This is a genomic window from Jannaschia helgolandensis (assembly GCF_900109285.1).
GTDB classification, from domain to species: domain Bacteria; phylum Pseudomonadota; class Alphaproteobacteria; order Rhodobacterales; family Rhodobacteraceae; genus Jannaschia; species Jannaschia helgolandensis.
The window spans coordinates 338,012-363,496 of record NZ_FNZQ01000001.1; the positions used below are offsets into that span (position 1 = coordinate 338,012).

Sequence of the window (25,485 nt, forward strand, 5' to 3'; positions counted from 1 at the left end):
AAGGCAGTGGTGGCAATTTCGTTGCGTCGCGGGCATGTCAGAGGCTGATAAACCCCCGGAGAGAGCATGCCGGAGAACAGTATTCTTATCGTGGGCGCGGGATTGTCCGGTCTTGCGCTGGCCACGCATCTGGTCGGGGCCCGGCGCGACGTTACCCTGATCGAAAGTCGGAAACGGGTCGGCGGGCGCATTTATTCGCCGAACGGCTTCGATCTGGGTCCGGCCTGGATCTGGCCGGGGCAGCCGCGCATTGCCGCCCTGACCGGACGTCTGGGCCTGAAGGTATTCGAGCAGCACTGGCAGGGTGATCTGCTGCTCGAAGACGCGCAGGGATCGGCTCATCGCGGGCCGGGCCAGGCGTCGATGCGCGGCGCGTTGCGAGTGGCCGGGGGGCTGGGTGCCGTGACCCGAACGCTGGCCGAAAATCTGCCGGACGGTGTCTTGCGGGTTGGCGTGCACGCGACTGGCCTGATGCAGGGTGAGCGGGGCATTTCAGTCGTGACCGACGGGGCGACGATCCATGCGGATCAGGTCGTTCTGGCCATTCCGCCCCGGCTGGCCGCAAGTCTGACCTATACGCCGCAGTTATCGACCGCGGAGCTTACGGCGATGCAGGCAATTCCCACGTGGATGGCAGGGCATGCCAAGGCGCTGGCAAGATACGATCAACCGTTCTGGCGGGCGGCAGGACTGTCCGGGGATGCCCACAGCCGCCGCGGTCCGATGGTCGAGATCCACGATGCGTCGGAAGACGGCGGAGCGGGCGCGATTTTCGGATTCATGGGTATTCCGGCATCGGCGCGCAGGGACCAGGCGGCGCTGCGGGACGCGACGTTGGCGCAATTGGGGCGGTTGTTCGGGGCGGAGGCCTCGACGCCGCTGAGCCTTGCGATCACGGACTGGGCGAATGATCCCCTGACCGCGACGACGCTGGATCAGACGCCATTGACGCATCATCCGACCTATGGATTACCGCCCGCGCTTGCCGACCTGTGGGATGGAGCATTGTTGCTGGGATCGACTGAAATCGCGACGCAGTTCGGTGGCCTGGTGGAAGGTGCGCTGGAGGCGGCGGAGGAGGTCTTTGCCAAACTCCGGGACCGCTAGCGGCCCGCTCAGGGCACCATGCCCTTTATGGCCGCGATATGCGCAGCCTCTCCGGCAGCCAGGTCGTGCGCCGCCGCCACCGGGTCGGGCGTGATGCGGTCGATCAGGCCGAAGGCCAGCGCCTCGGATGCGTCGAGGCGCGCGCCGCCCGCAAGGATCAGCTTGGTGCGGGCCGGACCGATCAGTCGCGCCATGCGGGCAGGGTCCGAGGGTTGCGGAAGATAGCCCAGCCTGGCGACCGGATAGAAGAACGTCGCCTGTGGCACCGAAAGTCGGATGTCGCAGGCCAGTGCCATGCCGAAGGCTCCGCCTGCCAATGTGCCGTTCAGCGCGGCAACGGTCAGGCATGGCAATGCCGCGATGGCCGATGACAGGTCTTCCCAAAGCGGCGAAGTGGCAAGGCCTGCGCGGGCCTCTTCCAGATCGGCCCCGGCGCTGAATACTTTCGCGCCCGTTCCGGTCAGGATCAGCAGGCGCAGGTCGGTGGCGTCGCGGACATGGCCGGTCAGGGCCGACAGCATCGCGGCGGTCAGGGAATTGGCCCTGTCCGGGCGATCCAGCGTCAGGGTCAGAACATCGGCGTCGCAGTCGGCGCGGATCATGACAGGCCGATCCGGGCGCGCAGGCCTTCGTCGCGCAGCGACAGTTCGGTGCCGCGAAATTCGTCCGCATCGGGGCCACACATCCAGACCAGTGCCTGCGCCACCCATTCGGGCGGGATGTGATCGGACCAGTCCAGTTCGGCCACAGGCCCCACGCCCGAGGCCTTGATCTCGCGCTGCATCTGCGTGGCGACGGTACCCGGTGACAGGCCCATGACGCGCAGGGTTTCGCCGTGTTCGACGTGACATGCCTCGGTCAGCATCTTTGCGCCCGCCTTGGATGAGCAATAGGCCGACCAGCCCGCCAACGCCCGGTGTGCGGCCCCCGAACTGATAGTGATGATCGTACCCGCCCCTTCCGCCATCATGATCGGCAGGGCGGCACGCATCCCGTGATAGACCCCCTTGAGGTTTACATCGATCGCCGCACTCCAGTCGTCGGGGTCGGTGTCCATCAACGGGCCGATAGGATCGATGACACCGGCGTTGCCGATCACCACGTCCAGCGAGCCGAAGGCCTCGACCGCGGCGTCGGTAGCGCGCGCCATTTCCGACCAGCTGGCGACATCGCAGGGGATCGCCAGCGCGGTCTTGCCGATTTCGCCTGCAAGGTCGGCGATGGCCCCGGTGCTGCGCGACAGAAGGGCGACGTTGGCACCCTTGGCGGCGAAAGCGCGCGCAGCGGCGGCCCCGATGCCACGCGATGCGCCGGTTATCAGAACGGTCTTCGCGGAAAGGTCAGGCATGGTTTCCCCCTGTTGACCCCGCCTTCGGGGTCGGATTTGGTATCTGAGACATTGATAGAGGAACCTTGAGCATGCTGAAATACACCATTCCGGGTGCGGCCGCGTTATTGCTCGCGACGGCCCCACAGGCTTGGGCGCTGGATGCCCAGACCCTCTGGTCCGATTGGCAGGACGTCTACAGCCGGTTCGGAGGCACGCTGACGGCCGCATCGGAGGAGTATTCCGGCGGCACGCTGACCCTGACGGATGTGACATACGAAACCGTCATGGGCGAGGTCACCAACACGGCAGGCTATGGCACCCTGACATTGGTCGAGCAGGACGACGGCAGCGTCGTGATCGAGATTCCGGCGACAGTCGAAACCACCAGCGTGACGGAAACGGATGGCGTGTCCATCGAGCAAACCATGCGCATGATCCAGGATGGCCTGACTGTGGTGGCGCGCGAAGAGGATGGCACCCGGACCTACGACATGGCGGCGGACAGCATCACTGTCGAGATCGACACCGAAGCCCAGGCGGATGAAGAGAGTATTTCTCCGGGTGTCGTGACGGTGGCGATGTCGAATGTCGCCTCGGTCTATCGCTCGGACGTGGACGCAGACGGTGCCTTTTCGCAGACGCTGGCGGCCGATACGATGACGGTCCAGGCCGCGATGGAAGACGACACCGGCGGCACTGTCGACGTCAGCTATGGCATGACCGGAATCACATCGGATCTTGCCGGAAATTACGGTGACGCGCCGACCGGTCCCATCCTGGGTCTTTCGGATATGGGGGTCACCTATGGCGGTGACATGACACACAGCGGCAGCACCCTGTCGGTTGCGGGCGACGGTCCCGATGGCCCGTTCCGTCTTGATGGCACGTCGGAGGCGGGCACGCTCACGCTGGACCTCGGAGCAGATGCGCTGACGTATTCCCTGACATCGACCGGCGGCGATATGGTCGTCCAGATGCCAGGATTTCCGGTTCCGGTGAACATCTCGATGGCCGAACTTGCCAGTGGCTTCCAGATTCCGGTCGGCGCGCCCGGCGAGGAGCAGCCTTTCGGCATGACCGTCACCCTGCGCGACCTGACTGTGGACGATATGCTCTGGGGGCTGTTCGACCCCACGGGACAATTGCCGCGCGACCCCGCCACGCTGATCCTCGATCTGGACGGCACGGCGCTGATGTCCGTGGACCTGTTCGGTAACCCCGATGCGATGGCGAACCTGCAAGGTCCGCCGGGCGAATTGAAGACGCTGGCGATCAATCAGATCCTGTTGACCCTGGCCGGGGCCAGCCTGCGCGGATCGGGCAGTCTGGATTTCCCGACGTCGACCCCCATACCCGAACCGGTAGGCAAAATCGACCTGGCACTGGATGGCGGTTTCGCCCTGATCGACAAGATCGTGGCGCTGGGCTTCATTCCTGTTCAGCAGGCCGCCTTCGTCAAGGGCATGGCCGGTGCGGTCGCGAAACCCGTGGGCGATGACCAACTGGAATCGACGATCGAGTTCCTTCCGGGCGGGGGCATCAGCGCCAATGGTCTGCCGCTGAAGTAACGTCGATCAGACGACAGGCAGGCGCTCCGTGGCAACGCGGGGCGTTTTGCATGTGGCGCGGCGGCCTTGTTCGCAGGCGGCGGCAAGGCTACCTGAGGGACAACCATGAAGGCTGCGCCATGACCGATCTCTCCCATCTGACCGAAGCCCTTCTGCATGCCGCCCGCAAGGCCGGGGCCGATGCGGCGGATGCGCTTGCGGTGGACGGCACCTCGGTCTCGGTCGATGTGCTGCGCGGCAAGCTGGAACACGCGGAGCGGTCCGAGGGCATTGAGATCGGGCTGCGCATTTTGATCGGCAAGCGGCAGGCCTGCGTTTCGGCTTCGGACATCAGCACCGCGACGTTGGAAATGATGGCCGAACGCGCCGTCGCCATGGCCCGCGAAGCGCCGGAAGACCCCAATATCGGGCTGGCGGACCCCGATATGCTGGTGCGCGATTGGGATGTCGCCCGGCTTGACCTGGTCGACGACAGCCCGGCGCTGTCGCCTGCCGATCTGCAGGATATGGCCGCACGGGCCGAGGCCGCGGCGCTGGCCGTGAGCGGTGTCAGCCAGGTGTCGGCAGCGGGCGCGGGATATGGCGACAGGCGAGTGCATCTGGCGGCAACGAACGGATTCGCAGGTGGTTACCGTCGAACGGGCACATCGCTGTCCTGCGTCGCGATCACGGGCGAGGGCGCGAAGATGGAGCGGGATTACTACGGTGACAGCCGCATCCACCGCGCCGATCTGGACAGCCCTGAAGACGTGGGCCGTATCGCGGGCGAACGCACGGTCGCGCGGACCGGGTCGACCAAGCCGCCCACTGGCGCGTTTCCCGTAATTTATGATGAGCGGGTCGCGGGTCAGTTGATCGGGCATCTGTTGTCGGCGGTGAACGGCGCTTCGGTGGCGCGGGGCGCGACATTCCTGCGCGATGCCCTGGGACAGCAGATCCTGCCCGCGCACCTGTCATTGACCGAAGACCCGACCTTGCCGCGCATGTCGGGCAGCCGACCGTTCGACGGCGAAGGCCTGCCGGTCACAGCACGCGATATCATCGCGCATGGCATGTTGACGGGCTGGACGCTGGATCTGGCGACCGGGCGCAAGCTGGGCATGGCCAGCACCGGCAATGCCGCGCGCGGCACATCGAACCCGCCCGCTCCGTCGGTTACCAATGTTCTGCTGACACCGGGCGATGCCACGCGCGAGGATTTGCTGGGGCAGATGGGGACGGGTCTTCTGATCACCTCGATGATCGGGTCGTCTATCAATGCCACCACCGGAGATTATTCGCGCGGGGCCAGTGGCTTCTGGGTCGAGAATGGCCGGATCGTGCGGCCCGTGAACGAATGCACCGTGGCTGGCAATCTGCGCGATATGCTGATGACGCTGATCCCGGCGAACGATGCCCGGCGGCACGTCGGACGACAGGTTCCGTCCTTGCTGGTCGAAGGGCTGACGATTGCCGGAGGCTGATGCCGCGCTCGGCGCTGACCTGTCGCTTCTGGCCGATGCCGCCCGCGCTGCCGGGCGGATCGCGGGCAGACATTTCGGCCAAGGCCCCGAGACATGGGACAAGGGCGATGGCCAGGGTCCGGTGACCGAGGCCGATCTGGAAATCGATACCATGCTGCGTCACGACCTGCTGGCCGCGCGACCTGGTTATGGCTGGATGTCCGAAGAAACCGCCGATGGACCGGAACGCCTGGATGCCACGCGACTGTTCATCGTCGATCCCATCGACGGAACGCGCGCATTCATCGACGGCTCCCGCGATTTCAGCCATGCTTTGGCTGTGGTCGAGAACGGGGTGCCGATCGTCGCGGCGATCTTTGTTCCGATGAAAAACCGGTTGTATCTGGCCGCGTCTGGCCAGGGCGCGACGCTGAACGGTGTTGCAATCCGGATGTCTGGCCGAGCCGGTCTGGACGATGCAACCGTGCTGGGCAGCAAGCACAACTTTCACGACACTCATTGGACCGGTGGACGCCCCCCGGTTCTGCAACGGTTCGTATCGTCGCTGGCTTACCGCATGGCTCTGGTGGCCGAAGGGCAATACGACGCGATGATCGCCCTGCGTCCAACCTGGGAATGGGACATCGCCGCCGGTGGCCTGATCGTGACCGAAGGGGGGGGCCGGGTCGCGGACAGACGGGGCGCCCCACTGCGGTTCAACAACCCGCATCCCCAACTGGATGGCATCGTAGCGGGGACGCCCGTTGTTGCGGATGCCCTGCTGAACCGGCTTGTCCCTGTTTCCCCTGCCCGGCGGACACGCTAGATCAGGACAAAGCAATACCTTGAGGAGGCCGATATGGTCCAACGCCTGCATCTTGTTTTCGGTGGTGAGCTGGTAAATCCCAGTTCGACGCAATTCGCGGACATGGACAACATCGACATCGTCGGCCTGTTCCCCGATTACGCCAGCGCCTATGACGCCTGGAAGGGCGCGGCGCAACGCACCGTGGACGACGCCCATGCCCGGTATTTCATCGCCCATATCCATCGTCTGCAGGACGAGGAATCTGCCGTATCGGCGACCGAGGAACCGGGCTGACACCATGTGCCGATCCGTTCTTCTGGGCGCGTATCTCATGCTGACGGGTCGCGCCTCTTTCGGCGAGCGCATTCTTCGCAGGCGCCTTGCGAGAGGCAAGGAAAATGCCTCTCGTCTGGACGAACGTCGCGGGATTGCGTCGCTGCCCCGCCCAGATGGGCCATTGATGTGGCTGCATGCGGCGAGTGTCGGTGAAAGCGTGTCTCTGCTGGAAATGATCCGTCGCCTGGGCGAGGAACGGCCCGATCTGTCGTTTCTGATCACGACCGGAACCACGACGTCGGCGCAGGTTCTGATCGGCCGGATCCCGGCACGTTCCGTGCATCAGTTCGTGCCGCTGGATATTGGTCCGTGGGTGCGCCGGTTTCTGGATCACTGGACCCCCGATCTGGTCGTTCTGGCCGAAGGAGAAATCTGGCCTACGCTGCTGCTGGAGAGCGGCAAGCGCGACATTCCCGTCGTCATGATCAACGCTCGGATGACACATCGCGCGCATGGGCGCTGGCGCGTGGCACGGCGAGCGGCCCGGCAGATGATGGCGCAGATCCGTCACGTTCAGGCACAGGATCAGGTAACCGCGAACCGCCTTGTATCGCTGGGCCTGCCGGAAACACGGATCGAGGTAACGGGCACGCTCAAGGAAGGATCTGCCGCACTGCCCCATAATGAGACGGAGCGTGTGCAACTGGCCGCCGCGATCGCGGGCCGTCCCTGCTGGTTGGCTGCCTCCACGCACGAGGGCGAGGAGGCGATGGCCGCCACGGCCAACAAGCTGGCCCTGCGGTCCTGGCATAAACTGCTGCTGGTGATCGCGCCGCGCCACCCCGAACGGGGCATCGGCATCGTCGCTGGTCTGCGGTCGGGCGGCTGGAAGGTCGCGCAGCGGTCGGCGGGCGAGCCGATTTTACCGGACACCCAGATCTATGTCGCCGACACGATGGGCGAGATGGGACTCTGGTATCGTCTCTGTCCCGTCAGCTTCGTCGGCGGATCACTGGTGCCGATCGGAGGACATAACCCGTTCGAACCGGCGGCCCTGGGCAGCGCCATCCTGCACGGGTCCAGTGTCGAGAATTTCGCCGACATTTACGCTAGGCTGTCCAGCGCAAAGGCCGCGGTCGTCGTGTCCGAACAATCGCTGGGCGAGACCGTAGCACGGATACTCGAACCGGACGAAGCCGCAAAGATGGCGCATGCCGCATGGACGGTCTGTTCCGAAGGCGCGGAGGTCACGGAAAAGGCGATGGACCTGCTGATGGCGATGCTCGACGAGGTCGATTGATGCGCGCGCCGCGCTTCTGGTGGCGCCCTGCCGGTCTGGCTGCGATGCTGCTGTCGCCGCTGGGTGCGCTTTATGCTGCCGGAACGGCCCGACGGGTGGCGCAAGATGGCGTGACCGTCGGTGTCCCGGTGATCTGCGTCGGCAACCTGATTGCGGGCGGCACGGGCAAAACGCCCACGGTGATCGCGGTTGCCGAGCGGTTGGCGGCCCGCGGCATAGCGGCGCACATCGTGTCGCGCGGATACGGCGGGCGGCTGACTGGCCCGGTGCAGGTCGATCCGACCCGCCACGAAGCCGCCGATACGGGGGACGAACCGTTGTTGCTGGCGGCCTTCGCGCCGACATGGGTCGCCCGCGACAGAGCCGAGGGCGCGCGCGCCGCCGCCGCCGCGGGGGCGCAGGCCATCATTTTGGACGATGGGTTCCAGAACCCATCCATCGTCAAGGATATCTCGATCGTGGTGGTCGATGCCGGTGTCGGGTTCGGCAACGGGCATGTAATTCCTGCGGGACCGTTGCGCGAACCCATTGCGACGGGACTGGCGCGGGCCGATCTGACGCTGACCATCGGGCGTGGCGATGTGGCCCTGCCCGACCCGCCGCCGCGTCTGCGCGGGCATCTGGAGCCATTGGCGACCGGAATGGACTGGCGGGACCAGCCGGTGTTTGCCTTCGCTGGCATCGGTCGGCCGGAGAAGTTCTTCGAGACGTTGCGCGATCTGGGGGCCGACATTCGCGGCACCGCGTCGCTGGCCGATCATCAGCCCCTTGGCCCTGCCTTGCTGAAACGTCTGGGAGATCGGGCGGCCAGGCTGTCGGCGCAGCCGGTAACGACGGAAAAGGACGCCGTGCGGCTGCCCGCTGCGCTGCGGGGCAGGGTGATGACGGTTCCGGTCCGGTTGGTGTTGGAGGACTGGATGCCGTTCGAAACCGCACTGCACCAGGTCGGCCTTTGACGAATAGGCAGACTACAAAAACGAACGGCGTTGGGCGTCACAAAGATCGGAGTTTAGCTGGCAGCGGCGTCGATCAAAGTACCGATCTGCGTCAGACTCATGTTGCCTGCGGACAATTCCCCATTGATCAGGAATGACGGCGTAGACCGGATATTGTCGGCGTCTGCGTTTGCCTCATACCAGGACACAAGGCTCTGGGCCAGATCGGCATTATTCAGGCAGGCGTCCACCTCCTCCTGCGACAGACCGGCCTGCACGCCAATGCGTTTCAGACTTTCTGCGACGGCGGCGGCATCACCCTGACGCGCCCATTCGCCCTGTGTCCGGTAAAGGATGTCGGCCACGCTCATGTAGCGATCTGGTCCCGCACACCGCGCGACCATCGCCGCCCAGAGGCCATAGCGGTCGAAAAATACTTCGCGGTAGGTGAAGTGCACCTTGCCGGTATCAATGTAATCGCGCTTGAAATCCTTGTAGGTATCGTTGTGGAAATTGGCGCAGTGCGGGCAGGTGAAGCTGGCGTATTCAATGACTTTCACCGGCGCATTTTCGTCACCGAGAGTGATGTCCTCGATCTGGACCGCCGTGCCCTGCGCATTGGCCGCACCAATTCCCACAAGTCCCGAAAGTGCGGTCTGCCCGCCCCGCAACAGATTGAAGACACTGCCTCCGGCCACAAGGCCCATGCCGGTCAACGCCAGAATGTTGCGCCGTGTGATCATGTCCGTCTCCTCGTGCGGGCCTGCGATGGCGCAGTCAAAGCCCTTGTTTCGATATGATATTGGCCGCCAGTTGTTCAAGGGACCGGCGCAATCCTTCGTCGCCCACGCCCTGCGCCTGTTCGCGCGCAAGGGTCCGGGCCTGTTCGCTGGGTTGAACGCGCGGTTTGGGCTTTGGCGCGAATTCCGCCTGCCCCTCGGCAAAGCCGGTGGGCGCGGTCTGAGTGATGTCGATGCGGCTGATGGCGCGGTAGCCGTAACAGGCATTCACCCGTTCGATGATCTGCGGCAGACGCATCTGAAGCATCGGAGCCTGCGCCCCGGTCGTCAGCAGGGTCAACACCGCGCCGAAACCGCCCCGTGGAAAGCCCACTTTGACGGGTCGGCAGATCGTGGCCGTATCGGCCCCGGCGATTTCCGCCCAATGCGTCAGCAAGCGCGTTTCCGAAAACCCGCGCTTTTCGCCCATGCGCTTGATGTCGCGCTCGACCAGTGTCGAGACACGGCGCGCGGATTTGCGAAAACGGGTCATGGCTGCGGGGTTCCTCCTGTGGTCGCGGCATCCTACATCAGCGGCAGGATCAGGAACAGGAACAACCTATACGATGTATGATCGACGGACGGACGCCTTGCGCGATTGGTATGCGACGCAGGCACGCGACCTGCCTTGGCGTGTGCCTCCGGGGTCGGACACCGTTCCGGACCCCTATCGCATCTGGCTGTCCGAGGTCATGCTGCAACAGACCACCGTAGCTGCCGTAAAGGCGTATTTCGCCCGCTTCACGACGCTTTGGCCCACGGTGCGCGACCTTGCCGCAGCCGAGGATACCGATGTGATGGCGGCCTGGGCCGGTCTTGGATACTATGCGCGTGCTAGGAACCTGTTGAAATGCGCGCGGGCCGTGGTGGCGGACCATGACGGGCAGTTCCCGGAATCCGAGACCGACCTGCTGACCCTGCCCGGCATCGGGCCTTATACGGCGGCGGCGATTGCGAGCATTGCCTTTCAGACCCGTGCCGTTGTCGTCGACGGCAATGTGGAACGGGTAATGGCCCGGCTGGGTGCCATCGAGACGCCCTTGCCCGCGGCCAAACCCCAGATCCGAGTGTTGGCCGATCTACTGACGCCTGACGAACGCCCCGGCGACCATGCCCAGGCGGTGATGGACCTGGGTGCAACGATCTGCACACCGAAATCGCCAGCTTGCTTTCTGTGCCCGCTGCGCGACGATTGTGCGGCGCTCAAGCTGGACATCGCCGAGTGCCTGCCGCGCAAGATGCCCAAGGCCGCGAAACCCGAGCGGCGCGGCTATGTCTATCTGGCGCGGCGCGGCAAGACCTGGCTGGTGGAGACGCGCGCGCCCAAGGGCCTCTTGGGTGGAATGCTGGCATTTCCGACCTCGGACTGGTCCGACAGGCCGATCCCCGCCGCGCCGTTCGACGCCCATTGGCAGGAACGCGGTGAGGTGCGGCACACGTTCACGCATTTCCACCTGACGCTGAAAGTGCTGACCACGATGGCCCCCGGCAACCCGGATCGGGGCAGGTTCGAAGCGCTGGACCCCGACGCCCTACCGACGCTGTTCGCCAAGGCGCACAAACTGGTGACGTAGCGTTTCCCTACTCACGCTTGAGCCAAAGCGCCGGGAAGCGTAAATTTGCAGGAATTCAGGGGCTACCACAGCCCGGAGCTGTCGCGACCGATGACCATTACGACAATTCCCCCGGCGCGAATGGCGCGCCCCTTGGCGGCACTGCCCTTCTGGATGTCGCTGACCATGGTACCGATCATCTTGATCGGTGCGGTGCAAGGCGGCGTCTGGGTCGTGGCGATGCCGATCTATGCCTGGGTGGTCTATACAATCCTCGACATGATTGCCGGGTTGGAGGAGGGCAATGCCGACCCGGACATGGATCGGACGCGGCTGGGCTGGTACCGTGCGATTACGCTGATCTGGGCGCCGGTGCAGTTCGTCACGCTGTTCGGTCTGATCTGGTACGTTACCCGCGCCGATCATTTGTCCGCATTGGAGATGTGGGCGCTATTCTTCGGGATGGGCGTCGCGTCGGGCACGATCGGCATAAACTACAGCCACGAATTGATGCACCAGAGACCCAGGCTGGACCGCTGGCTAGGCGATATCCTGTTGGCGATGGTCCTGTATTCCCACTTCCGCTCTGAACATCTGCTGGTCCATCATCGCTATGTCGCCACGCCGCGCGACCCGGTCACGGCGCGATATAACGAAGGCTTTCACCGCTTCTTTCCCCGTGTGCTGCGTCAATCGCTTGTGTCCGCCTGGAAAGCCGAGGCGGCGATGCTGGCACGCAAATCGCTTCCGGCATGGGATCTGTCGAACCCGTTCTGGCGCTACGCTGCATTGCAGGGCGGGATGCTTCTGCTGTCCATTCTGCTGGGCGGTTGGGTCGGGATTGTTCTGTTCCTCGTGCAGGCGGCAACGGCGATCTGGCAGTTGGAGCTGGTGAATTACATCGAGCACTATGGCCTGACCCGGCGCCATCTTGGCGGCGGCAAATACGAGCCTGTGCGCCCGCACCACAGCTGGAATTCTGCACAGAAGGCATCGAACTGGCTGCTGATCAATCTGCAGCGCCATTCCGACCACCATTATAAACCGGATCGACCGTTTCCCCTGTTGCAGACCTATTCGGAAGACGAGGCCCCGCAATTGCCTGCCGGTTATCCGGTGATGACAGCGGCAGCGATGATACCGCCGCTCTGGCGTCGGATGATGAACCCCAGGGTCCGGGCGTGGCGACGGCAGTACTATCCCGATATCGAAGACTGGTCGGCCTACAAAGCGGCGACGAACCCGCTGCCGCGCTAGGTGCCCGACTGTCGGATGAATCGCCACAGATAGATGCCAACCGCCCCTATCAGGACGGCGGTTCCGACCGGATCAATCCAACCCGATACCTTTTCGTATTGCGATTGCAGCACGTATCCCAGCGCAGCCAGACCGCCGATCCAGACAAGGCTGCCCAGCGTCGTATAAACCAGAAACCGACCCAGAGGCATCCGCGCGACCCCTGCGGGCACAGAAATCAGGGTGCGGACACCCGGCAGGAAGCGTCCGATCAGGACGGCCAGTCCTCCGTGACGCTGGAACCACAGGGTGGCGGCATCCACGTCACTGGCCGACATCGTGAGCCAGCGACCGTGACGTTCGGCAAAGTTGCGCAAACGGACCGGACCGATCCTGAACCCGACCCAATACCAGAATGTCGCGCCCAGAACCGATCCGAACGTGCCAACCAGGATAACGATCGGCAGCATGAATTGCCCCCGCGCGGCCAGAAATCCGGCCAGCGGCATGACAACTTCGGACGGAATCGGGGGAAATACGTTCTCGATAAACATCAAAAACGCGACGCCAAGGTATCCGCCCTGCGACATGGCGGCGGCGATCCATTCAAACATCAGCAAGGTCCCTCAACGTTCGACCCCAACGCGGCAAGACGCGTTTCAGTTGCCCTTGCGCAGATTGTCGAAGGACCGGAGTTCGCCGATCAAGGCCTCCATCTGGTCCACCGGGATCATGTTCGGTCCGTCTGAAGGAGCACTGTCCGGGTCCTGATGGGTTTCGATGAACAACGCCGAGACCCCCACTGCGCAAGCCGCCCGCGCCAACACCGGCGCGAATTCACGCTGCCCGCCCGACGTCGTGCCCTGTCCGCCGGGTTGCTGCACCGAATGCGTCGCGTCGAAGACGACCGGGTATCCCGTGCGCTCCATCACCGGCAGGCCACGGAAATCGCTGATCAGCGTGTTATAGCCGAAGCTGGTGCCACGGTCACAGAGCATGATCTTTTCATTGCCGGTCGAGGCGACCTTGGCCGCGACGTTCTCCATATCCCACGGGGCAAGAAACTGACCCTTCTTGATATTGATGGCACGGCCGGTTTCGCCCGCCGCCAGCAGAAGATCGGTCTGTCGCGACAGAAACGCAGGGATTTGAAGCACGTCGCAGACCTGCGCAGCGGGGGCGCAATGGTCGGGAAGATGCACGTCGGTCAGAACGGGGCAGCCGAACTCGGCCTTTATCTGGTCGAGGATGCGCAAGCCCTCCTCCATCCCCAGACCGCGCTGCGTTCCGATCGAGGATCGGTTGGCCTTGTCATAGCTGGCCTTGAAGATGAACCGCGTGCCCGTCGGTGCGCAGGCGGCAGCGATCCGTTCGGCCATCATGCGGGCGTGGTCAAGCGACTCCAACTGGCAGGGGCCGGTGATCAGGGCAAAGGGATGCGACCCACCGACCGGAATGCCTGAGACGTCGATGACCTTCGAGGCGATGGGGTCCATGGCTCAGGCTCCTGCAAGGACGGATTCGATACGCGCGATATCTTCGGGGTTGTTCAGCTCCCAGAACAGGCGACCCCTGGCGTCGACTTCGACGCAGGCGACGGTCGCGCCGTTTTCCAGGAACCGCAACTGTTCCAGCCCTTCGCGAGCTTCCAACGGACCCTCGGGCCACGACATATAGGCGCGCAGGGCGTCGGGGCGATAGGCATAGACGCCGACGTGGTGGAACACCGGCACCGGATCGGGGATCTTGCCGGGCGCCATATAGGGAATGACTTCCTTGCTGAAATACAGCCCATGCAGATTGGTGTCGAACACCGCCGTTGTGCCGCCGACGCGACCGGCTTTGCGGTCCTCTATGAACATATCGTAGGTCTGCCGGTCACAACGCAGGACCGGAGTGGCGACCTGCGCCGTTGTATCGTCTTTCATTCGGTCGATCAGCGCTTCGACGAACCAGGGCGGCGTCAGCGGCGCATCGCCTTGCAGGTTAACGATCAGGTCGGCGTCAACCTGCGCCAACGCCTCGGCACAGCGTTCGGTGCCGTTGGTGGCCTCGGACGACGTCATCAGAACGGACGCGCCGAAACCTTCCGCCGCGTTGCGGATGCGGTCATCGTCGGTCACGACATGAACGGCATCGATACCGCCAACCTGCAATGCCGCTTCCCAGGTCATCTGGATCAGAGACTTTACCGTTACGTCCTTCTGGCGAAGTTCGGCCAGCGGTTTGCCCGGATACCGGGTCGAGGCATAACGCGCCGGGATCATCAGAACGGTCTTCATGCGACACCTGCCCGCAAAAGATCATGGATATGGAGGATGCCGACCGGCACATCACCGTCACAGACAATCAGGACGCTGATCTTTCGTTCATTCAGGATCGCAAGCGCCTTGGCAGCCAGCATGTCAGGCGGCACCGTCAGCGGGTCGCGCGTGGCAACATCGCCAGCCGTCCGGTCCATCAGGTTCGCCATGTTGCGCCGCAAGTCGCCGTCAGTGATGATACCGCGCAACACGCCATCGGCGACGACAGCCCCGATGCCGAATCCGCCCGCCGTCATTGTCAGCAGCGCGTCCGGCATCGGCGTATCGGGGGACACGGTCGGCACCTTGGTATGCATCAGCTTTTCGACCCGCGCCATCTGTGCACCCAGTTTGCCGCCGGGATGGAAAACGCCAAAATCCTCGGGGCGGAATTTGCGACGCCGCAACAGAGCCACGGCGAGCGCATCGCCCAGAGCCAGCGTCAGCGTTGTCGATGTTGTCGGGACCATGCCGATGCCGCAGGCTTCGGGCAGGGCCGGAATGGTCAGATGATGGTCGGCGGCGCGCATCAGGGTAGACAAAGGCCTGGACGAGAGCCCGATCAGCGGCACGCCGAAGCGGCGCGTGTGTTCAATGATGTCCCGCAGCTCAACCGCCTCGCCGGAATTCGAGAGCATGAGAACAGCGTCGTCGCCGCTGATCATACCCATATCGCCGTGACTGGCCTCGGCCGGATGCACGAACAGCGCGGGCGTGCCGGTGGATGCCAGCGTGGCCGCGATCTTGCGGGCGATGTGGCCGGATTTTCCAATGCCCGTAACAATGACCCGACCCGGCAGTGTCGCGATAAGGTCGACCACGGCATCGAAATCGGGGGGAAGGTTATCGGCCAACACGGATAATGCCGCGGCCTCGGTTTGCAAGACCTCTCGGCCGGTATCAGTCGCATCGCTCATGCGCTTGCAGATAGGCCGGGGGCGGCGGTCACGCAACTAGAGTTGCAGGTGTCGGTCCGGGTGCACCATCGCGTTGATACGGGCGACATGCTCAGGCAGGCACTTGGTCAGGAAATCATACTCCGCCACCACGTGTTCGCGCGCTGCCGGACCCAGATGGGCGAAACGGTCCGGATCGGCCAATACTTCGCTCACCTGTGCGGCCAGCGCGTCGGGCGACAGGAAGTCGACCAGCAGCCCCGTCTGGCCATGTGTGATCGCTTCGCGCACCGGGGCCACGTCGGACGCTACGACAGTTGCCTGCATCGCCATCGATTCCAGCAAAGACCACGACAGCACGAAAGGCATCGTCAGATAGATGTGGCACCGGCTGATCTGCACGACGCGCTGAAAGTCGGCATAGGGCACCTGCCCCAGAAAATGCACGCGGGACCAGTCGACCAGATGGCCCACCTCGCGCTCCAGTTCCGCCCGGAACCCACCCTCGGCCTGACTGGCCTTGCCGTAACTGGTGCCCGATCCGCCGACGATCAGGGCACGGGCCTTCGGGCGGGCCTTCTGAATTGCGGGCAGCGCGCGCATGAAGGTGTGGAAGCCGCGCGTGCGCTCCATATTACGGGCCAGATAGGTAAATACCTCGTCGTCGCGGGTAATACGCCCCGCGCGGCCAAGGTTCAGCGTGACATACGCGTCGGGCAACAGGCGGTCGGTGCGGATGCCATCGTGGCAGACGTAAAGCTTGTCGTGGAACGATTGCGGAAACGTATCGCGTTGCCACCGGGTCGGTGCCAGCCCCTGATCAACGACGTGGATATTACTGTTGGGAACGGCGTTTCGTGCCTGCAGAAGATAGGACGAAGCCGCGCCGGGCGGATCATCGGGGTCAAAGCCGACGGGACCGCCATCGGACAGGTAGTAATACTCGAAAAATCCCAGGATCGGCACATCCGGAAGGACGTGTTTCAGGAACAGCAACTCGCCCCATCCGGTGTGTCCCAGGATGATGTCGGGCACGAAACCCTCGTCCCGCAGAACGGCGGTCGCCTGCGCGGCGGCGTATCCATAGCCCACCGCCTCCTCCCATGTCTTGGACAGACCATAGGCGTTCTTGGCCGGGGTGTGGTGAGGTTTGTAGACCACCTTTCGCACGCCCGGCATGTCGGGAAGGTTCCGTCGTTGCGTCAGGAATACCAGTTCGTGCGTGCCTTGCGCGACCAGCCAATCCAGCATTTCACGGTATTGGCCCGGCATGTTCTGGTGGACGAACAGGATCTTCATCGCAACCGCCTCAGCGTCCCACGGCGTCGTAAGCCTCGAACCCGGCAGCCAGCGCGTCGGCACGGTTATACACGTTCCGCAGATCCGCCAGACGCGGGACAGCCATCGCCGCAGACAGGCGCGACAGGTCGAGCGCGCGGAACTCGTTCCATTCGGTCAGGATTACGATCAGATCGGCACCATCGGCGGCGGTATAGGGATCGGTGATCCAGGCCACGCCGGGCAGCAACGCCTCGCCCTCGCGGAACCCTTCGGGATCGACGACCCGAACTCGCGCCCCGCTGCCGACCAGCGTGGGCACGATCGTCAGGCTGGGGGCCGCGCGCATGTCGTCGGTGTTCGGCTTGAACGTTACGCCCAGAACGACAACGGTCTTGCCGTTGAAACTGCCGTCGCACAGGTCGCGGAGTTTTTCGACCATTCGGGTCTTGACCCCTTCGTTGACGCGTATCACCGCTTCTGTGATCTGCATCGGGACGGCATGTTCCTGTCCGATCCGGGCCAAAGCGGCAGTGTCCTTGGGAAAACAGGACCCCCCATAGCCGGGTCCGGCATGCAGGAACTTGTTGCCGATGCGACCGTCCATCCCCATCCCTTTGGACACCTTCTTGACGTCCGCGCCGACCTTTTCACACAGGGCCGCGATTTCGTTGATGAAAGTGATCTTGGTCGCGAGGAAAGCATTGGCCGCGTATTTGATCATCTCTGCGGATTCCAGGTCGGTGACCATGATGGGAAAATCCCGCAGATACAGCGGTCGATATATGTCGGACATGATCTTTTCTGCCCGCTCGGATTCCACGCCCACGACGACGCGGTCGGGGCGCATGAAGTCGTCGATGGCCGCGCCTTCACGCAGGAATTCCGGGTTGGAGGCGACATCGAAGTCGGCGTCGGGTGCTGCTGCACGGACGGCTTCCGCGATCTTGCGGTTGGTGCCGACAGGAACGGTGGATTTGGTGACGATCACGGCATGACCGGTCAGCGCCTGCCCGATTTCGGCGGCGGCGGCCATCACATAGGTCAGATCGGCGTGACCATCGCCCCGGCGGGTCGGTGTGCCCACTGCGATAAACACCGCATCCGCGCCATCGACAGCTGCTTTCAGGTCAGTCGTGAATGACAGCCGCCCGGCGGTGACGTTGCGATTCATCAGATCATCGAGGCCTGGTTCGAAGATGGGAACGGTGCCGCCCTCCAGCATCTCGATCTTCCTGGGGTCCTTGTCGACGCAGATCACGTCGTGGCCGAAGTCGGAAAAGCAGACACCGGACACGAGGCCGACATACCCCGTGCCGATCATGGCGATTCGCATGTGAAATCCTTCGAATTGTCTTCTGCCCAAACCGGCTTGTCGCGATCCATCATGGCAAGGTTGTGGCGGCAGGGCCATCCGGCAGCGCGAAATCCCCTGTCGATCTTGCAATTATTGCCCGCCCCCTGTCCCTTGTCCGTCACTCCGACCCGCCAAGAGGTCCCGCATGAGCAGTCGCCCCTACCCCGATAGCGCCATCCGGCGCGTTCTGATCGTGGTCGAAAACCTTCCCGTTCCTCTGGACCGTCGCGTCTGGCTGGAGGCGACGTCGCTGACGGCGGCAGGATACGAGGTGTCGGTGATCTGTCCCATGGGGCGCGGCTGGAACAAGACCTATGAATTGATCGACGGCATTCACATCCACCGCCACCCTGCCCCGCCCGAAGCGCATTCCGGCGCAATCGCCTATGCCCGCGAATATGCCCATGCGATCCGGCACTGGTTTCGGTTGGCGCGTGTCATCCGGCAGGAGCGCGGGTTCGACGTGATCCATGGCTGTAATCCACCCGATCTCGTTTTCCTGCTGGCGCTGCGTTACCGCTTGGCCGGGGTGCGATACCTGTTCGACCACCATGACGTCTGTCCCGAATTGTTCGAAGCGAAATTCGGCAAGCGCGGCCTGCTCTACGGGGTGATGCGCCTGTGGGAACGGATGACTTTCGCCTGTGCCCATGTCAGCATCGCCACCAATGAAAGCTTCGCCCGCATCGCACGTGATCGCGGTGGCATGGCCCCCGAAGACGTGTTCGTCGTCCGCTCCGCCCCGCGCATCGAGAAATTTCTGCCCGGAGCGGGCGACCCGGAATATCGCAATTCAGGCACGATGCTGGGCTGGATCGGCATCATCGGTCAGCAGGAGGGGTTGGAGCTTCTGGTCGAGGCCGTTCGCCATCTGCGCGACATGGGCAAGATCGACGTTCACGTCCTGATCATCGGTTTCGGCCCGCACCAGCCGGTGATCGAGGCAGAGGTCGCACGAGCCGGGCTGACGGACCATTTCACTTTCACCGGCGCGCTTTATGGTGAGGCGATGCTGGGCGCACTGAATGTTATCGACATCGGTGTGGCGCCTGATCCGAAGAACGCGATGAATGATATCAGCACCATGAACAAGGTCATGGAATACATGACGCTGGAAAAGCCCGTGGTGCAGTTCGACCTGACAGAAGGACGGGCGTCCGCCGGGGATGCGTCGCTGTATGCGCGGGCCAATGATCCCCGCGATCTTGCCGACCGGATCGCATGGCTGATGGACAACCCCGATGACGCGCGCGTCATGGGACGGCGAGGGCGTGAAAGAGTGCTGGACAGACTGAGCTGGGACCATTCGGTGCCGCAGCTTCTGGCGGCCTATGAGCGGGTGTTCTCCAAGGATTAGTCCGGCACCAATGGTGCCAGCTTCGGCAGAGCCGCTCGCGCGATTTTCTGGAGTCGCGCCTCGGCCACGTCATCGGCTTCATCTGGACCGATAGGGGTTGTGAACCGCACTATCATCCCGTCGCTGCGCCCTGTCACCAGCCCGTCCCGAACAGCCGAAAACTTGGCCTGCCAATCGCTGGTCATGCGTTTGCCGCGTTGTTCGAACCAATAGATCACCATCTGCCGGTCCAGACCCTTCTGGATGATGGCCCGGTTCACGCCGAAGTTCGCGCCCCCCGCCGTCAGGGTCGAATGATCCAGTGAGGCGATCTCCCACCCGGCGCCGGGCAGGCAAACCTCGGGCGAATGGATGCCGGTGCCATCGGCCTGCCGCGCGTACCACGCGACGAACAACCCGACGCCTGACGTCTCGCCCGGTGCCACGTAATCGGCGACCAGATAGTCGCTTGCCCCCAGCACGCGCGCGACATCCGGGGCCAGTATCCCGCGTCGACCGATCCAGTCGTCCAGTTGCATCGGATAGGCCGACAAACGCGCCCGTGGCTCCGGCCCGGTGTCGTTTATCGTCAGGTGCAGCGCCGTGATGCCCAGCGTCAGAACCGTCAACATCACAAGGACGCGCGTGCCGCCGATGCTACCCAGCCGCGCGGCCTGTCCGACAAGGCCAGATGTGTCCAGATCCAGCATCGGGCCGCCGGCGGGTCGACGTCGTGCCAGAAGCGCCGCAACGATCAGAAGAATTGCGATGCACAGTGCAAAGACCACCCAGCCCTGAAAGATATGCAGAAACCCTTGCGCCTGGGCGATGCCATAGCGGTCGACCAGAATGCCGATGATTCCGACGCGGACAGCGTTCAGGATGATCGCCAGCGGCGCGGCCATTGCGAACAGGATCACGCGATGCGCCATCGGCCCGCGATACAGGATCGCCGTCAGATAGGAGAAACTGAGGATCGGGAACAGGTATCGCAGGCCCGAGCAGGCCTCGGCCACCTGAAGCTGCCAGACGCCCAGATCGATGATCTGTCCGTCCAGGAAAACCGGGATGCCCGCCGCATCCACCAGTGCCACACCGATCTGCGCCGACAGGCCCTGCAACGCAGTCGAGACCTTCCAGTACAGGACCTGCGGCAGGGGCAGCATGAAGATCAGGTGAAAGACCGAGGCCCAGTGCCTGCGCCCGCGCGCCCATCCCATCGCAATCAGGACGACGGCCATGACCCATAGGATCATCCCGTATGTCACCAGATCGGGGATCGAGGTGCGCGCGCCTGCCAGGGCAAGGGCCAGCGCCGCAGCACCCAGCAACAGGCCGGGCCAGCGAATGGGTGCGCGGTCGACGCCAGTTGGGTGGTCGCGCATTTCGCGCAGGAACAGAAACAGTGAAATCAGCGGTATCAGGGGTCCGTGGCTGTATTCGGGCGTGGACCAGGCCTGTCCCAGGGACACGAACCCGGACCAGAACAGAGGTATCACCGCCAGCGTCGCGCCCAGCAGGACGAAGGGTGCAAGCGCAAGGCGTTGCCGCATCATGGCAAGGGGGTCGGCGAACGTCATCGCGTTATCCTCCCAGCGCCTGGAGCTTGGCTTGCGCGGCCCGTGCAACGGGATGATCTTCTGCCGCAAGTGTCAGGACCGTTTCGAACGACGAGCGTGCCTCGTCCATTTCACTCAAAGCCATAAGCACCTGCCCCAGCCGCAGTTGCACCTGCGGGTCTTGCGGCAGACCCCGTGCGGCGCGGCGCATCAATGGCAAAGCACCAGTTGCATCGCCACGCTGGAACGCGATCCAGCCAATGGTGTCGGAAACGGCGGGATCGGCATTGCCCTGCAACGGCGCGACGATACGGGCCGCCCGTTCAAGTTGCGCCGGGTCCGCACCTTCGGCGGACAGCAGAGTGGCAAGGTTGTTGGCAACGACCGGGTCCGACGCGTTTTCGGCGTACAGGGTTTCCAGAAGTGCGATCGCCCCTGCAGTTTCGCCGATTACATCCAGCCGGTTCGATTCGATCAGGCGGAGCGGGCGCGAGGCAGGATATGCGGCGAGCGCGTTTGCCAGCAGGGCGTCCGCATCGTCGCGGCGTCCCTGACCGGCAAGTAGCGAGAAGAGACGCAGGGCCGGGGTATCGCCTGCCGCAGGCTCATCCAGCAGCGCGCGATATATATCCTCCGCGCCGATGGGGTCGCCTTCGGCCGCATAGAGGTCACCATCCAGAAGGCGCAGCGCCACGTCGCCCGGACGCCGCGCCGTCGCGCGATCCATCTGCGCCCGTGCGACATCCAGATCGCCGCGCGCGACAAGCCCCGAAATCAGGCGCGTGAAGGCCACCTGACGCCCCGGATCGGCGCTCAGCATACCGTCGACAACGGTCCCGGCCTCCCGACCCTGGCTCAGCAGGAGCGCCGCTTCGATGGTGGCGCGGGCAGATATGGCTTCGGGATCATCAATGCGGCGCAGGCTGGACAGAAGATTCGTCACTCCGGCCCAATCAGATTGGGCCATCCGAAGATCGGCCAGCAGGACGGCGATTCCTATGTCGCCAGGGGCCGCGGAATGCGCGACGTCCAATACCCGTGTTGCAACGAATTCACGTCCCTCAGTCACCAATGCGCGGGCGTAGCGTTCAGATTCGCGCGCCGCGTTGCCCGAGACTTCGGCGGCAGCGGCCAGTTGTTCCAGTGCCAGACCCCGCGTGCCGTCCTGCGCATGGGCTGCGGCCAGTAGCGTCATCAGTTCGGTGTCCCGCGGGCGCTGTGCCAAGGCGTTTCGCAAGTCCACGATCGCGTCCTTCGGACGTTCCTCGTCGATGGCCCATGTCGCACGCAGTTTCAGCGCCTCGATCTCGCCGGGGTCCATCTCCAGCGCGGCATTGACCAGGATACGTGCCGCCGGCCTGTCGCCCAGCCGGTCATGCATGCGTGCCAGCAGCACCTGAACAATGCGCGCTTCGGGTGCGTTGCCCAGATCGTCCAGCATCCGGCGCAGCCCTTCGATTGCGCCATCCCGGTCGCCCATGTCGAAGCGGATCGAACGGTCCATGGCGGCATAGATCACCGCTGCCGGAGAATCGTCCGCTTCGTCGATCAATCGTGACAGTTCTGTCAACGCAGCGTCGGAGCCGCGCGTCGATTTCAGGAATCGGACCAGCATCGTCCGCATCGACACGTCGCTGATCGGCGAGCCGTCCGCCAGCGCGCGCAACACGGCTTCCGCGTCGTCGACCCGGCCCCTGGACATATAGCGGGCCACCAGAAGCCCGGCGATCCGGGGATCGTCTGGATAGAGCCGGGCCAGATCCAGTAGCCGGTCCTGTGCCACATCCATCTGGTCGGCGTCGGCCAGCAGGGAAATTCGCAGCAACTGCAACTCGGGCAAACGAGGGTCGGCGGCAAGGGCTGCATCCAGAACAGGTAGCGCCGCAGTCGGGTCGTCGCTTGTGGCTATGTTCTCTATCGCGATGCGCAACAGGACCGGCTGCGCGGGCCGCTGCTCGAGCAAGGCCTGCGCTGAGGCCGATATTTCGTTCTGCCGGGGACGATTGCCTTCACGCCGGGCATTTCGATATCGGACCGCCAGGCGCAAAGCCTGCGTCTCAAGTGCTTCGGCATCAATCTGATCGGCTGCTTCCGCCTGCCGTTCCAACGCGTCCCAGTCGGCGCGCATCAAGGCGATCTCGCCCAGCTTGCTGCGGAATTCCAATATGTCGGGGAATCGCTCTGACAGCAGGGTGAACTCCTGCTCGGCCTCGCGGATGGTTCCCTGCGCAAGAAAGGCCTGTGCGATGGCCCCACGGGTTTCGGCATCGTCGGGATCTATTTTCAACGCGTTCCGATACTGGATGATCGCGCGCGCCTGGTCGCCGTTGGCGGCGTATTCCAGCCCGCTGCTGCGATATTCTGACAACCTATCCGCATCGGACTTGCAGCCCGATACCAAAATCGCCACAGCCAATGCCGCAGCGCAAACCCTGAGGGGACGCCTGATATTCATTTTATGTGAACCCGTTCTGCTCGGTTCTTATTATGCGACCAGGATGACCGGTGACGCGGTCTGCAGCAAACTGTGAGGTCGCGAGGGTGTGGATAAGTCATCGACCTGTGGCGCGCAGGACAACAGCAAACGTCGCTGCAATGATTGCCACATCGGTCCTCAGAGACAGCGCGGCATCGTAGGCACGGTCGAATTCTGCACGCGCGGCAAAGGACGAACTGTTGCGGTCGGAGACCTGCCACGGTCCTGTCAGACCGGGGCGCAAACGGAAATAAGCCTGTCCGGAATACATTTCGCGCTGTTCGGGCAACATCGGGCGCGGGCCGACAAGACTCATATCGCCGGTCAGAACATTCACAAGCTGCGGCAGCTCGTCGAGCGATATCTTGCGAATGAACCGGCCCAGCCATGTGATGCGCGGATCGCGTGTCAGCTTTTGGTCGCGATCCCATTCGGCGCGGGCGGACGGATTGGCGTCAAGATATGCTGCAAGCGCTGCATCGGCATCAATGACCATAGAGCGTAGTTTCCACATCCGGAAACGCCGCCCGCCAAAACCGATGCGATCCTGACAGTAGAATGCCGGGCCGCCATCCAGGACAACCAGCAAGGCGAATACCGCGATCAGTGGCAAGACGACCGGCATCGCCATGAGGACCAGCAGGATGTCCAGGGCGCGCTTGACGTATCGACGATAGCTGACGGAAGACACCGGAGACGCGGGCGCTACAGCAGTTGCGCCGATCATGATCGCCTTGGGGTCGAACTGCATGGTCATCGCGGCGTCTCCGTTCATTCCTGTCGGGGCCATCTCTGGCCCGCGTTAAGAATGAATGTGACGCCCCCGATTGTTCGGTTTATGGCCGATTAACCCTGAATCATGGCGGGTCCGGTGTCATTTCAGGACGGATTGCGGCGCTGCCTTGAAGGTGCCGCGACCTGCCGCTGATTGTTCCTGTCCCCGCCTTAGTCCTGTCCAATTTTACAACAATAAAAGGGGAATAGTTTTGTGTCCCGGCATGTAACCGGAAACAATGGCACCAAAAAACAATGGACTGTTTGGAACCTAGTGATGAGTCAGCTTCAGAGCCTCTACAAGGATCACTTCGGAATGACCGGACGCCCGTTCAGCGGGCTGGCCGATGGTTCCGGTATATGGTGGGGCAAGGCGCACATCCGGGCACAGGCGGCATTGGAATACGGTCTGTTGTCGGGGGCGGCCTTCGTCGTGCTGACCGGTGCCGCCGGATCGGGAAAGACCTCGCTGCTTTTGAACATGATCGAGACCGCGACCGACGATCTGAAGATCGCCATGGTTTCGGGTCTACGCCGCGGCACCGGATCTGTTCTGCCGTGGATTCTTCAGTCGCTCGGCGAGGATATTACCGGCGATGAGGCCGAAACGGAGCTGCACGGTCGGGTTCAGAACCATTTGATCGGCGAATACGCCGCTGGTTGTCGCGTCGTCCTGATTCTGGACGAAGCGCAAAACCTGTCCACCGATGCATTGGACGAACTGCGCGTGCTGTCGAATATCAACACCGCGCAGGATCAACTGGTGCAGATAGTGTTGTGCGGTCAACCGACATTGCGCGATCATCTTCGTGCGCCAGAAATGGCAGGCCTGGCTCAGCGGGTCGCCGCATGGGGGCATTTGGCCGAACTCGATCGTGCCACGCTCGACGGATATGTCGGCATGCGTCTTGCTTCGGCAGGCGGCCCCGAAGACCTGTTTGAACCCGAAGCGCTGGATATGATCCATGCTGCAACCGGTGGATTGCCGCGCCCTATCAACCAGTTATGCGAACTGGCGCTGGTCTATGCCATGACCGGCGGCGGCGACAAGATCGGGCCCGAAGCCATAACGCAGGTTCTGGAAGACGGGTTGTTCCTGTCGCCCTTGCCACCCGTCCCGGCCCCATCCACGCCGCGCGAAAGCCGACTTCGACTGGCGGCGGGGTAACCGG

24 protein-coding genes are annotated in these 25,485 nt (G+C 63.5%); 11 read left to right on the forward strand and 13 right to left on the reverse strand.

Annotation, left to right across the window (positions count from 1 at the left end; all coding sequences use genetic code 11):
• Window positions 1-66 precede the first annotated feature (66 nt).
• Window positions 67-1,107 (forward strand): flavin monoamine oxidase family protein, encoded by a 1,041-nt coding sequence (locus tag BMY38_RS01580; protein WP_092759135.1) that lies wholly within the window; start codon window positions 67-69, stop codon window positions 1,105-1,107.
• An 8-nt stretch (window positions 1,108-1,115) separates the two neighbouring features.
• Here BMY38_RS01580 and BMY38_RS01585 read toward each other — a convergent pair whose 3' ends face one another.
• Entirely contained in the window at window positions 1,116-1,709 is a 594-nt protein-coding gene (locus BMY38_RS01585; RefSeq protein WP_092759137.1) for an enoyl-CoA hydratase/isomerase family protein, read from the reverse strand.
• The gene (locus tag BMY38_RS01590) at window positions 1,706-2,455 is read right to left on the reverse strand and encodes an SDR family oxidoreductase (RefSeq protein WP_092759139.1); all 750 of its coding nucleotides are present in this window, start codon (window positions 2,453-2,455) and stop codon (window positions 1,706-1,708) included. The genes BMY38_RS01585 and BMY38_RS01590 overlap by 4 nt, the downstream gene beginning before the upstream one ends.
• Window positions 2,456-2,526: 71 nt before the next feature.
• Here BMY38_RS01590 and BMY38_RS01595 point away from each other — a divergent pair, with 71 nt between their 5' ends.
• The 6 genes from BMY38_RS01595 (at window position 2,527) to lpxK (ending at window position 8,787) form a co-directional block, all read left to right on the forward strand.
• A complete protein-coding gene (locus BMY38_RS01595) occupies window positions 2,527-4,005 on the forward strand; it encodes a hypothetical protein (RefSeq protein WP_092759141.1) in 1,479 nt (492 codons plus the stop codon).
• A 119-nt stretch (window positions 4,006-4,124) separates the two neighbouring features.
• Window positions 4,125-5,468 (forward strand): TldD/PmbA family protein, encoded by a 1,344-nt coding sequence (locus tag BMY38_RS01600; protein ID WP_092759143.1) that lies wholly within the window; start codon window positions 4,125-4,127, stop codon window positions 5,466-5,468.
• Window positions 5,455-6,273: a 3'(2'),5'-bisphosphate nucleotidase CysQ gene (locus BMY38_RS01605; RefSeq protein WP_092759145.1), complete on the forward strand. Its 819-nt coding sequence runs from the start codon at window positions 5,455-5,457 to the stop codon at window positions 6,271-6,273. The genes BMY38_RS01600 and BMY38_RS01605 overlap by 14 nt, the downstream gene beginning before the upstream one ends.
• 33 nt (window positions 6,274-6,306) lie before the next feature.
• Entirely contained in the window at window positions 6,307-6,549 is a 243-nt protein-coding gene (locus tag BMY38_RS01610; protein WP_092759147.1) for a DUF4170 domain-containing protein, read from the forward strand.
• 4 nt (window positions 6,550-6,553) lie between these two features.
• The gene (locus BMY38_RS01615) at window positions 6,554-7,831 is read left to right on the forward strand and encodes a 3-deoxy-D-manno-octulosonic acid transferase (RefSeq protein WP_092759149.1); all 1,278 of its coding nucleotides are present in this window, start codon (window positions 6,554-6,556) and stop codon (window positions 7,829-7,831) included.
• Window positions 7,831-8,787 (forward strand): tetraacyldisaccharide 4'-kinase, encoded by a 957-nt coding sequence (lpxK, locus tag BMY38_RS01620; RefSeq protein ID WP_092759151.1) that lies wholly within the window; start codon window positions 7,831-7,833, stop codon window positions 8,785-8,787. The genes BMY38_RS01615 and lpxK overlap by 1 nt, the downstream gene beginning before the upstream one ends.
• A 53-nt stretch (window positions 8,788-8,840) precedes the next feature.
• Here lpxK and BMY38_RS01625 read toward each other — a convergent pair whose 3' ends face one another.
• Both BMY38_RS01625 and BMY38_RS01630 read right to left on the reverse strand, forming a co-directional pair.
• Window positions 8,841-9,509, reverse strand: coding sequence for a DsbA family protein (locus tag BMY38_RS01625; RefSeq protein WP_245737467.1), 669 nt, complete (start codon window positions 9,507-9,509; stop codon window positions 8,841-8,843).
• 34 nt (window positions 9,510-9,543) lie between these two features.
• Window positions 9,544-10,038: a DUF721 domain-containing protein gene (locus tag BMY38_RS01630; RefSeq protein ID WP_092759153.1), complete on the reverse strand. Its 495-nt coding sequence runs from the start codon at window positions 10,036-10,038 to the stop codon at window positions 9,544-9,546.
• A 73-nt stretch (window positions 10,039-10,111) separates the two neighbouring features.
• Here BMY38_RS01630 and BMY38_RS01635 point away from each other — a divergent pair, with 73 nt between their 5' ends.
• Together BMY38_RS01635 and BMY38_RS01640 are read left to right on the forward strand one after the other, a co-directional pair.
• Window positions 10,112-11,119 carry an A/G-specific adenine glycosylase gene (locus tag BMY38_RS01635; protein ID WP_092759155.1) on the forward strand — a complete coding sequence of 336 codons (1,008 nt, stop codon included), beginning with the start codon at window positions 10,112-10,114 and terminating at the stop codon, window positions 11,117-11,119.
• Between the two features lie 90 nt (window positions 11,120-11,209).
• A complete protein-coding gene (locus BMY38_RS01640; protein ID WP_092759157.1) occupies window positions 11,210-12,355 on the forward strand; it encodes an alkane 1-monooxygenase in 1,146 nt (381 codons plus the stop codon).
• Here the strand turns inward: BMY38_RS01640 and BMY38_RS01645 are convergent.
• The 6 genes from BMY38_RS01645 to BMY38_RS01670 are packed head-to-tail and all read right to left on the reverse strand — an operon-like array spanning window position 12,352 to window position 18,147.
• Entirely contained in the window at window positions 12,352-12,948 is a 597-nt protein-coding gene (locus tag BMY38_RS01645; RefSeq protein ID WP_092759159.1) for a DedA family protein, read from the reverse strand. The two genes, BMY38_RS01640 and BMY38_RS01645, sit on opposite strands and share 4 nt — an antisense overlap.
• Before the next feature lie 45 nt (window positions 12,949-12,993).
• A complete protein-coding gene (kdsA, locus tag BMY38_RS01650; protein ID WP_092759161.1) occupies window positions 12,994-13,830 on the reverse strand; it encodes a 3-deoxy-8-phosphooctulonate synthase in 837 nt (278 codons plus the stop codon).
• 3 nt (window positions 13,831-13,833) lie between these two features.
• Window positions 13,834-14,616: a 3-deoxy-manno-octulosonate cytidylyltransferase gene (locus BMY38_RS01655; RefSeq protein WP_092759163.1), complete on the reverse strand. Its 783-nt coding sequence runs from the start codon at window positions 14,614-14,616 to the stop codon at window positions 13,834-13,836.
• Window positions 14,613-15,554 carry a KpsF/GutQ family sugar-phosphate isomerase gene (locus BMY38_RS01660; protein ID WP_092759165.1) on the reverse strand — a complete coding sequence of 314 codons (942 nt, stop codon included), beginning with the start codon at window positions 15,552-15,554 and terminating at the stop codon, window positions 14,613-14,615. The genes BMY38_RS01655 and BMY38_RS01660 overlap by 4 nt, the downstream gene beginning before the upstream one ends.
• A gap of 36 nt (window positions 15,555-15,590) precedes the next feature.
• The gene (locus tag BMY38_RS01665) at window positions 15,591-16,832 is read right to left on the reverse strand and encodes a glycosyltransferase family 4 protein (protein ID WP_092759167.1); all 1,242 of its coding nucleotides are present in this window, start codon (window positions 16,830-16,832) and stop codon (window positions 15,591-15,593) included.
• Window positions 16,833-16,842: 10 nt separating this feature from the next.
• Complete coding sequence (locus tag BMY38_RS01670; protein WP_092759169.1) at window positions 16,843-18,147, reverse strand: UDP-glucose dehydrogenase family protein; 1,305 nt, start codon at window positions 18,145-18,147, stop codon at window positions 16,843-16,845.
• Window positions 18,148-18,313: 166 nt separating this feature from the next.
• On the opposite strand from BMY38_RS01670, the gene BMY38_RS01675 reads away from it, so the two are divergent.
• Window positions 18,314-19,525, forward strand: a complete 1,212-nt coding sequence (locus tag BMY38_RS01675; protein WP_092759171.1) for a glycosyltransferase family 4 protein — start codon at window positions 18,314-18,316, stop codon at window positions 19,523-19,525.
• On the opposite strand, the gene xrtD is transcribed toward BMY38_RS01675, so the two are convergent.
• The 3 genes from xrtD to BMY38_RS01690 all read right to left on the reverse strand — a co-directional run bounded on the left by xrtD (window position 19,522) and on the right by BMY38_RS01690 (window position 24,296).
• Complete coding sequence (gene xrtD / locus BMY38_RS01680) at window positions 19,522-21,084, reverse strand: VPLPA-CTERM-specific exosortase XrtD (protein ID WP_092759173.1); 1,563 nt, start codon at window positions 21,082-21,084, stop codon at window positions 19,522-19,524. The two genes, BMY38_RS01675 and xrtD, sit on opposite strands and share 4 nt — an antisense overlap.
• A gap of 4 nt (window positions 21,085-21,088) precedes the next feature.
• Window positions 21,089-23,518, reverse strand: a complete 2,430-nt coding sequence (locus tag BMY38_RS01685) for a tetratricopeptide repeat protein (protein ID WP_092759178.1) — start codon at window positions 23,516-23,518, stop codon at window positions 21,089-21,091.
• Window positions 23,519-23,615: 97 nt separating this feature from the next.
• Window positions 23,616-24,296 (reverse strand): sugar transferase, encoded by a 681-nt coding sequence (locus BMY38_RS01690; RefSeq protein WP_092761070.1) that lies wholly within the window; start codon window positions 24,294-24,296, stop codon window positions 23,616-23,618.
• Window positions 24,297-24,590: 294 nt separating this feature from the next.
• Here BMY38_RS01690 and BMY38_RS01695 point away from each other — a divergent pair, with 294 nt between their 5' ends.
• On the forward strand, window positions 24,591-25,481 hold the full coding sequence (locus tag BMY38_RS01695; RefSeq protein WP_092759180.1) for an ExeA family protein: 891 nt from the start codon (window positions 24,591-24,593) through the stop codon (window positions 25,479-25,481).
• The last annotated feature ends 4 nt before the right edge of the window (window positions 25,482-25,485 follow it).